Source organism: Polaromonas sp. P3_B4 (assembly GCF_056402835.1).
On record NZ_JBFUGQ010000001.1, the window covers coordinates 3,224,850 to 3,237,130 of the forward strand.

The 12,281-nt window shown below is 64.2% G+C and carries 12 protein-coding genes; 1 reads left to right on the plus strand and 11 read right to left on the minus strand.

All coding sequences use genetic code 11. From position 1 onward, the window contains the following. Positions 1-97: 97 nt before the first annotated feature. Positions 98-595, plus strand: coding sequence for a hypothetical protein (locus AC1DVV_RS15285; protein ID WP_457281358.1), 498 nt, complete (start codon positions 98-100; stop codon positions 593-595). Between the two features lie 34 nt (positions 596-629). Here AC1DVV_RS15285 and AC1DVV_RS15290 read toward each other — a convergent pair whose 3' ends face one another. From AC1DVV_RS15290 to AC1DVV_RS15340, 11 genes are all read right to left on the minus strand, one after another. Then, positions 630-1,964: an esterase/lipase family protein gene (locus AC1DVV_RS15290; protein ID WP_477701984.1), complete on the minus strand. Its 1,335-nt coding sequence runs from the start codon at positions 1,962-1,964 to the stop codon at positions 630-632. Between the two features lie 231 nt (positions 1,965-2,195). Beyond that, positions 2,196-2,573 (minus strand): response regulator, encoded by a 378-nt coding sequence (locus AC1DVV_RS15295; protein WP_457281360.1) that lies wholly within the window; start codon positions 2,571-2,573, stop codon positions 2,196-2,198. 97 nt (positions 2,574-2,670) lie between these two features. Continuing rightward, the gene (locus AC1DVV_RS15300; protein WP_477689547.1) at positions 2,671-3,531 is read right to left on the minus strand and encodes a pseudouridine synthase; all 861 of its coding nucleotides are present in this window, start codon (positions 3,529-3,531) and stop codon (positions 2,671-2,673) included. 84 nt (positions 3,532-3,615) lie between these two features. Then, on the minus strand, positions 3,616-4,320 hold the full coding sequence (kdpE, locus tag AC1DVV_RS15305) for a two-component system response regulator KdpE (protein WP_477668642.1): 705 nt from the start codon (positions 4,318-4,320) through the stop codon (positions 3,616-3,618). Between the two features lie 19 nt (positions 4,321-4,339). Next, positions 4,340-7,048 carry a DUF4118 domain-containing protein gene (locus AC1DVV_RS15310; protein WP_477701983.1) on the minus strand — a complete coding sequence of 903 codons (2,709 nt, stop codon included), beginning with the start codon at positions 7,046-7,048 and terminating at the stop codon, positions 4,340-4,342. A 33-nt stretch (positions 7,049-7,081) separates the two neighbouring features. Beyond that, a complete protein-coding gene (locus AC1DVV_RS15315; protein WP_457281364.1) occupies positions 7,082-7,258 on the minus strand; it encodes a hypothetical protein in 177 nt (58 codons plus the stop codon). Between the two features lie 11 nt (positions 7,259-7,269). Beyond that, complete coding sequence (kdpC, locus tag AC1DVV_RS15320; RefSeq protein ID WP_477701982.1) at positions 7,270-7,842, minus strand: potassium-transporting ATPase subunit KdpC; 573 nt, start codon at positions 7,840-7,842, stop codon at positions 7,270-7,272. A 24-nt stretch (positions 7,843-7,866) separates the two neighbouring features. After that, positions 7,867-9,942: a potassium-transporting ATPase subunit KdpB gene (kdpB, locus tag AC1DVV_RS15325; RefSeq protein ID WP_477701981.1), complete on the minus strand. Its 2,076-nt coding sequence runs from the start codon at positions 9,940-9,942 to the stop codon at positions 7,867-7,869. A gap of 25 nt (positions 9,943-9,967) precedes the next feature. Then, a complete protein-coding gene (gene kdpA / locus AC1DVV_RS15330) occupies positions 9,968-11,767 on the minus strand; it encodes a potassium-transporting ATPase subunit KdpA (protein ID WP_477701980.1) in 1,800 nt (599 codons plus the stop codon). After that, positions 11,767-11,865, minus strand: a complete 99-nt coding sequence (locus AC1DVV_RS15335; RefSeq protein ID WP_457281368.1) for a potassium-transporting ATPase subunit F — start codon at positions 11,863-11,865, stop codon at positions 11,767-11,769. Before AC1DVV_RS15335 ends, kdpA begins: the two co-directional genes overlap by 1 nt. Positions 11,866-12,081: 216 nt before the next feature. Then, positions 12,082-12,276 (minus strand): hypothetical protein, encoded by a 195-nt coding sequence (locus AC1DVV_RS15340; protein WP_477649103.1) that lies wholly within the window; start codon positions 12,274-12,276, stop codon positions 12,082-12,084. Positions 12,277-12,281 lie beyond the last annotated feature (5 nt).

A 12,281-nucleotide genomic window follows, 5' to 3' on the forward strand; every position in this document is an offset into this window, starting at 1 on the left:
TTAATGTCTTGCATCACTTTTATCAATTTAGTTACTATTGAGGCGTACTTAATCACTTCACAGGCTCAGCTCCGTGTCCTCCTGCAACACCTACCCAATGTCTTTCAGCCGCCTCATGGCGCTGTCGGCGCTGCTGGTGGCCATGTTCTGCATACCGCAGAGTTCACGAGCTGGCGAGATGCTGAGTGTTGACAAACCCCAGGCCAGCACGAAGCTGGATTTCGCCATCGTCATTCCAGCTGTGCTCCGTATCCTGGAAAACAGCCACCCGGCCGCCCTGCTTTCTGCCGACACCACGGGATCCCTCATTTCCGCCACGCAGCGCATGGTGTTGGTATCGACCCTGGGCAAGGGCTTCTGCATGGACTTGCAGCTCAATCAGCAGCAGGTAGCGGGCTGGCAGCTGAACGTCAGCGGCAGCACGGGCACCCGCGTTGAGGCTGCCGATGGCGGCTACCGGGTCTGCGCACTGCGTCCCGGCCGTTTTGAACTGGCACTGCAACACGCCTTCAGCCTGAAGGAACGCAAACCCGGCGCAGACGCCTCGGCCTCCAACTTCAGCTGGCCCGTCAGTGTGAGCCTGGTCACCCCCTGACCAGATTGCGTAAAACCCCCGGCCGCCAGGAAGGCTAGCGGCCCAACCATTGCACCAGCTGGCGCGTCACCTCGGGGCGGCCCAGCAATTCCATGTGGTTCATGCCCTGCGCCACCCACTGGTTTTCCGGCGCAAACGCCAGCGTGCGGGCCGCCTCTTCATGCAGGCCCAGGGCGCTTTCCAGCGACACCAGCCCATCGCCCACCATCTTGCGCGCCAGTGCCTCCCTGACCGGGACCAGGGGGCCGCGGCCGGCTGACAGCGTGGTGGCGGCGACCGCATAACAATCCACGCCCGCGGGCAGGGGCACGACCTCCCGCACGTCGGGGCCACGCTCAAAACGCCCCGCCTGTCGCCAGTCGGCTTCCAGCACGTTGCCGTGGCGCAAGTCAGTGATGCCGGCACTGCGCACCTGGCCGATCCTGGCGAAGGGCCGCGTCACCAGGTTGCTGCCCAGTACGCCGTCGACCCAGCTGCCCAGACGCTCCAGCGGCGCGCCGTGATGGGGTGTTCCCAAAAACACCATGGCCTTGAGCTGCTGCAGCCAGCTGTGGCCCGCCTGGGCTGCGTGGTGCCAGGCGCTGCGCGCCACCAGGCCGCCCATGCTGTGCACCAGCAGCGTCACGTCCTGCACCGGCTGCGGCCAGGCCTTGACCAGCTGCTGCAACAGGCCGGCCAATTGCTCGCCATTGGCCGAGGTATGCAGCCCCGTGTTGTAGTGCAGGTATACCGGTGTGTAACCGAGGTGACGCGCCAGCTGGCCGCCATGGCCCTGCGGCAGCGCGCTGTTGCCGCACCATTGCAGGTCGTTCATGCACAGCCCGTGAACCATCACCAGAATCTTTCCCGTCGCGCGCGGCAGCCGCGCAGCCAGCGCCTCTGGGTCCAGCACCAGCGGCTGGCCTTCATGGCGCAAGCTCATGTGGATGGCCAACGGGTTGCCCGTGTCCAGCAGCAGGTCTCCCAGCACGCCATTCAGGGCCGAAAGCATGGCCTCGCGCTGCGGCGAAGAAGCCTGCGCGCCGGCCAGCGGCACTGCGCGCGACAACACCGCATTGGCCGCCCCACCAGCCAGCCGCGTGACGCCCCTGATGCTGCCGTAGACCCAGCCCGTGATGCCGGAAGGCTTGACACCGCTGCTTCCCGGCGCACTGTCGACAAACCTTGAACCCAGCAGGCCAAACGGTGCGGCAACGGCTTTGTACACATTGCCCTGCACGGTTTCTGCCAGGCCTGTGACGCCCAGGGTGGCCTGCGTGGCAAGCTGGGCCAGCCCCTGGATATCGGAAACATGCAGCCAGGTCGGCAGCCTGAAAGACCCGGGTTTGGGGATGGTGGCCGTGGCGTCAGGCCGGTCTGGTGTGCTCATGGCGCGATTGTGGCGCTATGGGAGCCCATGCGCCAGCGGGTCGTTCCACCGCAGCGGTTTATAAGGAAAAAATGGCGTTAAGCCAAGCAGGACCAGCGCAATCGGCTATTAATTTAATAGCAAAAGAACTACAGGTGTTGGTGGCTAAGACGAGCCACCAGACCGCAAGATGCCACCTTTCAGCGCGCCGTTCCAGGGGGAATGCCAAGAGTACGCGCCCTTGATCCCCACCTAGTGCAAGGTCGTTTGCTCCTGGCAATAGTCAAACAGGCCCTCGAGCTCACTGGACTTGTCGAACACCGCATCAGCCCCGAGTTCGGCGGCGCGCCTGCGGATTTCATCCGTCGCGTAGTTGCTCAGGACGACCACCTTCTGGTAGGGCTCACGGTTGCGGCAGCCTGCGAGCACGCCCAGCCCGCTGCCTTCCTTCAGGAAAAGGTCCACGATGGCCAGATGCCACTCACCGTTGTGCAGCTTCAGCCAGCGGGTGGCCTCGGTCTGGGTGGCGCCGTGGCCCGTTACCTGGACAGCGGCAATCTCCTTGAGCGCCTCTATCAGGTTCTCAAGAACGATCTCGTTGTCTTCAACCAGGTAAGTAATAAGTGCCATACAACCCACTTTAGGCCGCGGCACACGGGAAACTGCCATCCGTTGGCGCACATCCGGGTAGGACAGGGGCACGCTCGGGTAAGCCCGAGCGTGCAGGCTAGAAGTGCTCGTGCGGCGCCAGGTAGCGCCATTGGCCGACCGGCAGGTGGCCCAGGTTGACATGGCCGATGCGCACGCGCTTCAGTCCGGTGACAAACAGGCCCACCTGCTCGCACATGCGGCGAATCTGGCGCTTTTTGCCTTCCTTGAGCACAAAACGCAGCTGCTCCGGGTTTTGCCATGACACCTGCGCGGGCTTGAGTGCCTGCCCGTCCAGGCTCAGGCCGTGATTCAGCAGCGCCAGTTTTTCGCGCGGGAACAAAGCCTGCACGTTGGCCGTTTCGTCCCCTTTTTCAGTTCTGTAGCTAACGCGCACCAAATACTCTTTTTCGATCTCCGAGTCTTCACCGATGAGCTGGCGCGCCACCCGGCCGTCCTGCGTCAGCACCAGCAACCCGATGGAGTCGATGTCCAGCCGCCCGGCCGGCGCCAGGCCACGCAACTGCTCATGGCCCCAGCGCATGCGGCTGTTGCATTCGCGCCAGCGGTTTTGCGGCTGCACCAGCACCACGGCCGGTTCATGCCCGTCTTCGGCCTGGCCGCTGACATAACCGACCGGCTTGTTGATCAGGATGGTGACCTGCTGGCGCTGCTGCTGCTCGGCCTGGCGGTCGATCTCGATACGTGCGTCCACGGCCACCGGCTGCCCCATGACGGCCGGTGCACCGTTCACACGCACCCAACCGCGGGCGATCCAGTCATCAGCTTCACGGCGAGAGCAAAGGCCCAGCTCGGCCATGCGCTTGTTCAGCCGCACGGTGGGGGCCGGTGCGCCTAGTGCAGTCGCTGCCGGCGCGGCTTTCTGGATTCGTACGGCGGCGCCGACAGGCCTCGGGCCGGGTTTGAGAGGTTCAGTCATTTGCTATCTATTTTATAGCTGCTCGCGCAGGTTATTCGTGGGCTACAGGCGTATTTGGCACTTAAATGCCACCGGGTACGGCTCTCAGGCCACCCAAAGGCGGTATCCCACAGCCGTTTCCGTGAGCAGGTGTTTGGGCTGCGCCGGATCGGCCTCGAGCTTCTGGCGCAGGTGGCCCATGTAGATGCGCAGGTAGTGATTTTGCCCGGCATGGGCAGGGCCCCACACTTCGCGCAACAGCTGGCGATGCGTCAGCACCCGCCCGGCGTTGGTCATCAACACGGTGAGCAGGCGGTATTCAATAGGCGTGAGGTGCACCTCCACACCGCCGCGGCGCACCAGCCGCGCCTGGCGGTCCACCACCACATCGCCGAAGGTAAAAAGCGGCTCGTCAGGCGTTCCGTCAGCGCTGGCAGCGCGCGGGCGGCGCAGGTTGGCACGCACACGGGCCAGCAGTTCGCCCACGCCGAAGGGCTTGGTCAGGTAGTCGTCGGCGCCGGCGTCCAGCGCGGCAATTTTGTCTGCCTCGTCGGCGCGCGCCGACAGCACCACTATCGGCACGGCCGACCAGCCGCGCACGTCGCGAATCACCTCCAACCCGTCGCCGTCGGGCAAACCGAGGTCCAGCACCAGCAGGTCGGGCTTGCGCGTGCCGGCCTCGGTCAGCCCGCGCTTGCCGGTGTCCGCCTCGAACACCTGCCAGCCTTCGGCCTCCAGCGCCGCGCGTACAAAGCGGCGTATCTGTGGCTCGTCTTCAATCACAACGGCAACGGGTGCGGGGTGGGACATGGGCAAAGAGGAAGAAAGGTCAGGCGGGTTCAGGCAGGCCCTGCGGCGGCGGGCGGCGCGGCAGGGTGATGGTGAATTCTGCACCACCGCCCGGCGCATTGGCGGCCGTGATCTGCCCTCGGTGCGCCTGCACCACTGCCTGGCAGATGGCCAGGCCCAGCCCCACGCCCGGCGTGGCCGATTCGGTCTCGCCGCGCGTGAACTTCTCGAACAGCTCGTGCTCGCGGCCCTTGAGGGTGGCGGGCAGGCCGGGCCCGTGGTCACGCACCGCCAGCATCAGCGCCTGCTCCGTCGCCTCTGCGCTGATTTCTATAGGCGACCGCCCGTACTTGGCGGCGTTTTCCAGCAGGTTGACCAACACGCGCTCCATCAGCACCGCGTCAAATTCGACCAGCGGCAGATCGGCGGGTAGCGCCGCCGTGACAGCCTTGCCGGCCAGCGCGTGCTGCGCCTGGCGGATCGCCGAACCGACAATTTCCTCGACCGACTGCCATTCGCTCCTCAGGTTAACGGCACCGCTTTGCAGCCGCGCCATGTCCAGCAGGTTGTTGACCAGCGCGCTCAGGTGGCGCGCTTCGCCGGCGATGGCGCGCGCCGCCTGCGACTGTTCGCTACTCAGTGGCGGCGCCGTGCGCTGCAGGGAGTCGGCCAGGCCGATCAACGCGGTCAACGGCGTGCGCACATCGTGCGAAATCGCCGCGAGCAGCATGTTGCGCAATTTCTCGGACTCCATCTGCACCACCGCCTGCTGGGCCACCTCTACATAGTGCACGCGCTCCTGCGCGATGGCGATCTGCCGCGCCAGGGTTTCGAGCTGCTGCATCTGCTCGGGAATAAGCAGCCAGCGCGCCTGCGCAGGCTTGAGCGCCAGCACGCCGCGCACGCGCATCGGCGCCTTGAGCGGGATGTAATGCCATGCCTGGGCCGACAAGGTGGCGGTGGCCAACCCCGCCGGCTGTTCGTTGCGGAACACCCAGTCGGCCACGCTGGCATCGAAATCCGCGGGCGGTTTGGCGGGCGGCAGTAACTGGTCGTGGCTGTCGGTCACCATCACCACCGCCTGCCCGCCGAAGTTGCGCTGCGCGGCCGCTTCGCCGAGTTCCATGACCTGCTCACTCAGCAGCGCCGCCGACAGGTCGCGCGTGAGCTCGAACAGCGACTGCGCGCGGCGCTCGCGGCCGGCCGCAATGCGCGCCTGAAAACGCAGGCCTGCCGTGAGTTGCCCGGTTAGCAGCCCCACCATCAGCATGACGGAAAATGTCAGCAGGTACTGCACATCGCTGACGGCAAACGACAGGCGGGGCGGCACAAAGAAAAAGTCAAACGCCGCCACATTGAGGAAAGCCGCCAGCGCTGCCGGCCCGCGCCCGAACTTCAGCGCCACCAGCACCGTACCGAGCAGAAACAGCATCACGATGTTGGCGAGGTCAAAAAATCTGAGCAAAGGCAAAGCCAGCAAGGTGACTGCGGCGCTACCAGCCATTGCCCATGCGTATCGCGGCAGGCTCTCCTGCCAGGCCGCGGCGGCATCATCGTCGGCAGAACGCTGCACGGCGCGCGCCAGCCGCCGCGCACTGTCGGCATGGCCCACCTCCACAATGTCCAGTGTGGGCGCCAGCGTCGCCAGCCGGCGCGTCATGGTGGAGCCGGCCCACAGCGCGCGCCAGCCCGGCAGCTGCGGGCGCCCCACCACCAGCGTGGCGCAATTGAGCTGCTGTGCCTGCGCCACCAGTTCGGCCGCGGCATCGCTGCCGGTCAGCACCGCCGTGGCCGCGCCCAGTTCTTCGGCCAGCTGAATGACGGCCAGGATGCGGTCGCGCCTGGCGACCTCCAGCAGCTGCAGGCGCGGCGTTTCCACATAAGCCGCATGCCAGCGCACATTGAGCTGGCCGGCCAGGCGCGCCGCCGTGCGCACGGTCTGCTCGGCGCCTTCACGCGGGCCTATGCAGGCGAGGATGGCGCCTTCGGTGTTCCAGACCGGGGCGATGGATTTTTCGACGCGGTAGCTGCGCACGTCGTCTTCCACATGCTCGGCCGTGCGCCGCAATGCAATCTCGCGCAGTGCGATCAAATTGCCTTTGCGGAAAAAATTCTGCGCCGCGCGCTCGGCCTGCTGCGGCAGGTAGACCTTGCCGGCTTTCAACCGCGCCATCAGTTCGTCAGGCGTGACGTCGACCAGGATGATTTCATCGGCGCCGTCCAGCACCGTGTCCGGGACCGTTTCATGCACGCGTATGCCGGTGATGGCACCCACCGTGCCATTGAGGCTTTCCAGGTGCTGCACATTGACCGCTGACCAGACGTCGATGCCGGCTTCCAGCAGCTCCTGCACATCCTGCCAGCGCTTGGCATGGCGCGAGCCCTCCACATTGCTGTGGGCGAGCTCGTCGACCAGCAGAAGTGCCGGCTTGCGCGCCAGCGCCGCGTCCAGGTCGAACTCTTTCAACCTGTGCCCGCGGTAGGCTACCTCCTGCAAGGGCAGTTGCTCAAGCCCGGTCAGCAGTTCCATGGTTTCACTGCGGCCATGGGTTTCGACCACACCGACCAATACATCCCGCCCGGCCTTACGCTCGCGCTGCGCGGCGCTGAGCATGGCGTAGGTCTTGCCCACGCCGGCACTGGCACCGAAGTAGATGCGCAAACGTCCCCGGCGCGCTTTTTCCTCCTCGCCGCGCAGACGGTCAAGGAGTTCGTCGGGGTCAGGGCGGGAGTCGGAAAAACTGGCCATGCCGTTGCGCTATTCCTGGGTGATTCAAAAGTTTCAAAGATCGCCTCGCAAAGGGTAACACCGGGTGTGTTTTTCCTGTTCGCCTGACTCGCCATCTTTTGGCATGCCGGACTCCCGCCTTTCACCGCGGCCCGCGATCCACCAGGCCACCGCCAGCGGCACGCCAAAGGCGGCCAGCGCACACAAGACCCGCAGAAGATCAGAGTCCATGGACATTTCTCTTAACGAAGCGCTTCCAGCGCGAGGTTGAGTTGCAGCACATTCACCTGGGCCTCGCCCAGAAAGCTCAGCAAAGGCTGCTCGGTGTACTGCCCGACCAGGGCCTGAACCTTCTCAAGCGCCAGGCCACGTGCTTTGGCCACACGGGCCACCTGGTAGCGCGCCGCAGCCGGGCTGATGTGCGGGTCCAGCCCGCTGGCAGACGCCGTGACCAGGTCCACCGGCACCTGGGCCGTGTTGCCCGGATCGGCCGCTTTCAGCGCTTCGACACGGCTCTTGACGGCATCGACCAGCGCGGGATTCAGCGGACCCTGGTTGGAGCCGCTGGAAGCCGATGCGTTGTAAGGCATGGGCCCCGTGGCCGATGGGCGGCCCCAGAAATTTTTGGGATCGCTGAAGTTTTGCCCGATCAGCGAAGAGCCGACAACCTTGCCGTCACGCTGGATCAGGCTGCCGCCGGCCTGCGCCGGAAACAACGATTGCGCGGCACCGGTCACCACCAGGGGATAAGCCACGCCGGTGACCAGGGTCAGCACGGTGAACATCACAATTGCGGGGCGAAGAATATTTGTCATGAGGATTCCTTGATATGCAGGTGTTCAGGCGAGGTTCATTGCTACCAGCAGCAAGTCAATCGCCTTGATTCCGATAAAGGGCACGATGAGACCGCCCAGGCCGTAAATAAGCAGGTTGCGGCGCAGCAGCGTAGCGGCGCCCACAGCGCGGTATTTCACACCTTTGAGCGCGAGCGGGATCAGGAACATGATGATCAGGGCGTTGAAAATCACCGCCGACAAAATCGCCGACGACGGACTGCCCAGACGCATCACATTGAGTGCAGCCAGTTGCGGGTAAGTGGTCACAAAGATCGCCGGGATGATGGCGAAGTACTTGGCCACATCGTTGGCGATTGAAAACGTGGTGAGCGAGCCACGCGTCATCAGCAGGGCCTTGCCGGTTTCCACAATCTCCAGCAGCTTGGTGGGGTTGGAGTCGAGGTCCACCATGTTGCCGGCTTCCTTGGCGGCCTGGGTGCCGCTGTTCATGGCGACCGCCACGTCGGCCTGGGCCAGGGCCGGCGCGTCGTTGGTGCCGTCGCCCGTCATCGCCACCAGCCGGCCTTCGGCCTGGTACTGGCGTATCAGCTTGAGTTTGTCTTCGGGCGTGGCCTCTGCCAGGAAGTCATCGACGCCCGCCTCGGCGGCAATGGCGGCGGCCGTGAGCTTGTTGTCACCGGTGATCATCACCGTTTTGATGCCCATGCGGCGTAGCTCGCCGAAGCGTTCCTTGATGCCGGCCTTGACAATGTCTTTCAGCTCCACGATGCCCAGTACCGTGCTGCCGTCGGCCACGGCCAGCGGCGTGCTGCCGCGGCGCGACACGTCATCTGAAGCACGCAGGACTTCAGACGGGACGCTGCCGCCCAGTGCTTCCACATGCTTGCGCATCGCATCGACCGCGCCCTTGCGCAGTTGCCGCTTGCTTCCATCGGGGTTCAAGGCGTCCATTCCGCTCATGCGGGTTTGCGCAGTAAAGGGAACCTCGGTCACGGCCTGCATGGGCGACTGGCTGACGGCCAGCTTCAGGGCCAAAGCCACGATGCTGCGGCCTTCCGGCGTTTCGTCGGCATAGGATGCCTGCATGGCGCAGGTGGCGAGCACTTTTTCAGACACGCCGGGTGCGGGCAAAAAGCTTGAAGCCTGGCGGTTGCCGTGAGTGATGGTGCCGGTCTTGTCGAGCAGCAGCACATCCACGTCGCCGGCAGCCTCGACCGCGCGGCCCGAAGTGGCGATGACATTGGCCTGCATCATGCGGCTCATGCCGGCCACACCCACGGCCGACAGCAGGCCGCCAATCGTGGTCGGGATCAGGCAGACCAGCAGCGCTACCAGTGCGGTGATGCTCACCCCCGTGCCCGCCCCCACCGCACCCACGCTGAACACGGAGAACGGCAGCAACGTGACAGTAACCACCAGGAAAACAATGGTCAGCGCCACCAGCAAAATCGTCAAGGCGATTTCATTGGGCGTCTTCTGGCGTTTGGCACCTTCGACCATGCTGATCATGCGGTCCAGGAAGGATTCGCCGGGGTTGACGGTGATGCGCACCACCAGCCAGTCTGACAGCACGCGCGTGCCGCCGGTCACGGCGGAGAAGTCGCCGCCCGACTCGCGCACCACCGGGGCCGATTCGCCGGTGATGGCGCTTTCGTCGACCGAGGCCACGCCTTCAATCACTTCTCCGTCCAGCGGAATCATGTCGCCGGCATCGACCAGCACCACGTCCCCTTTCCGGAGATTTTCAGCTTCTTGCGGCAGGAACGTGGCGCCATGCCGGGGTTCCTTGAGCTTCTTGGCCCAGGTGCTTTTTTTCAGGCTCCGCAGCGACGCCGCTTGTGCCTTGCTACGGCCCTCGGCCAGCGCTTCGGCAAAGTTGGCGAACAGCACGGTGAACCACAGCCAGACGGCCACGGCAAAGATGAATCCGGCAGACGCTTCGCCCTGGCCCTGCAGGGCTTGCAGGCCCAGCAAGGTTGTGAGAATGCTGCCGATGTAGACGACAAACATCACGGGGTTGCGCCACTGCACGCGCGGGCTCAGCTTGGTGAACGAAGCCACGATGGCCGGCTTGAGCAGCGCGGGATCCAGCAGCATTAAAGTTTTTTGGGTACTCATATGGGTTTCTCTTTGAGCCTCGCGGTTATTGGCCTGGCCACAGCATCAGGTGCTCGACCACCGGGCCCAGCGCCAGGGCGGGCACGTAATTGAGCAGGCCCACCAGCAGCACAGTGCCTATCAACAGCATCACGAACAGCGGGCCGTGCGTGGGCATGGTGCCGGCCGTAACCGGCAGGCGTTTCTTGGTGGCCAGCGCACCGGCAATGGCGAGCACCGGAACGATGAAGCCGAAGCGCCCCAGCCACATCACGATGCCCAGCAGCGTGTTGTAGAACGGCGTGTTGGCCGACAGCCCCGCGAAGGCGCTGCCATTGTTGTTGCCGGCCGAGCTCAGCGCGTAAAGGATTTCAGAAAAGCCGTGCGCACCGGGGTTGGCAATGCCCGCCTTGCCTGCGCCGGCCAATACGGCGATGGCGGTGCCGGCCAGCACCAGGACAGGCGTGACCAGGATGGCGATTGAGGTCAGCTTCATCTCATGCGCCTCGATCTTCTTGCCCAGGTATTCCGGCGTGCGGCCAATCATGAGGCCGGCGATGAACACCGCCAGGATGGCGAAGATCAGCATGCCATAAAGCCCCGTGCCAACGCCGCCAAACACCACTTCGCCCAGCTGCATCATCACCATGGGCACCATGCCGCCCAGCGGCGTGAAGGAGTCGTGCATGGCATTGACCGCGCCGCAGGACGCCGCCGTCGTGATGACCGCGAACAGGCTGGAGGCATTGATGCCGAAGCGGGTTTCCTTGCCTTCCATGTTGCCGCCGGCCTGCAGCGCGCTGGCCGTCTGGTCCACACCCAAAGGCGGGAGCAACGGGTTGCCGGCCTGCTCGGCGGGCGTGATGGCCACGACCGCGATCACAAACATCACCGTCATGGCGGCGAGCACGGCCCAGCCCTGGCGCTGGTCGCCCACCGCGCGGCCGAAGGCGAAGCACAGCGCCGCCGGAATCAGGAAGATGGACAGCATCTGAAAGAAATTACTCAGCGCCGTCGGGTTTTCGTAAGGGTGGGCCGAGTTGGCGTTGAAGAAACCGCCGCCGTTGGTGCCCAGCATCTTGATGGCTTCCTGAGACGCGACCGGGCCCATGGCCAGGGTCTGCTTGTCGGATTTGGCATCCTCCATCACGGTATTGCCCTTGTCGTCTTTCAGCGCCTGGCCATCAGGGCCGTTTTTCGGCTGCTGATAGCTGGTCACTTCCAGTGTGCTCACGTCTTTGTAGGCATCAAAGTTCTGGATGACGCCCTGCCCCACAAGAAAGACGGCAAACACCAGCGACAACGGCAGCAGCAGCCAGGCCGTGATGCGCGTGATGTCCACCCAGAAGTTGCCGATGGCGCCGGTCGCGCGCGCGGCAAAACCGCGGAACAACGCAAACACCACGGCGATACCGGTGGCTGCGGAGAAGAAATTCTGCACAGCCAACACCAACATCTGCGTGAGGTAGCTCATGGTGGACTCGCCGGCATAGCCTTGCCAGTTGGTATTGGAAACAAAGCTGACGGCGGTGTTGAAGGCCGAGTCGGGCGTCACCGCGGCCATGCCGGCAGGGTTGAGCGGCAACCAGACCTGCAGGCGCTGCAGGGCATAGACAGCCAGCACGCCGAGCGCGTTGAAGGCCAGCAAGGCCAACGCGTACTGCGACCATTTCATGTTGGTATCGGCCGATGTACCGGCGAGGCGATACAGCGGCGCTTCCGCCTTATGCATCCAGTTGGGGAGGCTACCGGAATACAGGCGGGCCAGCCAGATACCCAGCGGCCAGGCCGTGACCAGCAGCGCACCGAGGAAGAGGGCGAGGAGCCCCCATGACACGTTGCTCATCAAAACTCCTCGGCGCAGATCAGCGCATAGACGAGGTAAGTGAGCAGCAGGACAGCACAGACGCCGCCGAAGCCGTACAAAACGTCGAGGCTGATCATGAACGGCCTCCTTCGGATTTTTCAAGCTTCTGGAAGCCCCAGACCAGCAAGACCATCACACCCCAGAGGGCGGCGGCGCCAAGAATAAACGCGAGATCCATGACTTTCTCCAACAACAAACGATGGAAGAAGTTTCGGATCCGACGTGTAAAAACGGGGATGAAAGACCGGTAGCCGGTATAAAGAAAGCGTAAAAATCAGGGGTTTAAACCCTGTTCAAGCCGATGCGTGAGACCGCATCACCACGCGCAGGTGCAGCGCGCGCAGGGCGTCAATGTCGTCCAGCAGGGACGAGGCCAAAGGCAGCAAGGGATCACCCTGATCGCCCGCTTCCTCCAACAGCAAGACCAGACGCGCGGCTTTGGCATGGAGCGCCTCCATAGCCTGCGAAACCTCGCTGTGGTTTTCCATCGCAC

Coding starts and splice junctions, on each gene's coding strand:
- AC1DVV_RS15300 (WP_477689547.1), bottom strand. CDS start 3,531: ATGACTGAACCTCTCAAACCCGGCCCGAGGCCTGTCGGCGCCGCCGTA.
- kdpC (WP_477701982.1), bottom strand. CDS start 7,842: ATGACAAATATTCTTCGCCCCGCAATTGTGATGTTCACCGTGCTGACC.
- AC1DVV_RS15315 (WP_457281364.1), bottom strand. CDS start 7,258: ATGGACTCTGATCTTCTGCGGGTCTTGTGTGCGCTGGCCGCCTTTGGC.
- kdpA (WP_477701980.1), bottom strand. CDS start 11,767: ATGAGCAACGTGTCATGGGGGCTCCTCGCCCTCTTCCTCGGTGCGCTG.
- AC1DVV_RS15310 (WP_477701983.1), bottom strand. CDS start 7,048: ATGGCCAGTTTTTCCGACTCCCGCCCTGACCCCGACGAACTCCTTGAC.
- AC1DVV_RS15340 (WP_477649103.1), bottom strand. CDS start 12,276: ATGGAAAACCACAGCGAGGTTTCGCAGGCTATGGAGGCGCTCCATGCC.
- kdpB (WP_477701981.1), bottom strand. CDS start 9,942: ATGAGTACCCAAAAAACTTTAATGCTGCTGGATCCCGCGCTGCTCAAG.
- kdpE (WP_477668642.1), bottom strand. CDS start 4,320: ATGTCCCACCCCGCACCCGTTGCCGTTGTGATTGAAGACGAGCCACAG.
- AC1DVV_RS15285 (WP_457281358.1), top strand. CDS start 98: ATGTCTTTCAGCCGCCTCATGGCGCTGTCGGCGCTGCTGGTGGCCATG.
- AC1DVV_RS15290 (WP_477701984.1), bottom strand. CDS start 1,964: ATGAGCACACCAGACCGGCCTGACGCCACGGCCACCATCCCCAAACCC.
- AC1DVV_RS15335 (WP_457281368.1), bottom strand. CDS start 11,865: ATGATCAGCCTCGACGTTTTGTACGGCTTCGGCGGCGTCTGTGCTGTC.
- AC1DVV_RS15295 (WP_457281360.1), bottom strand. CDS start 2,573: ATGGCACTTATTACTTACCTGGTTGAAGACAACGAGATCGTTCTTGAG.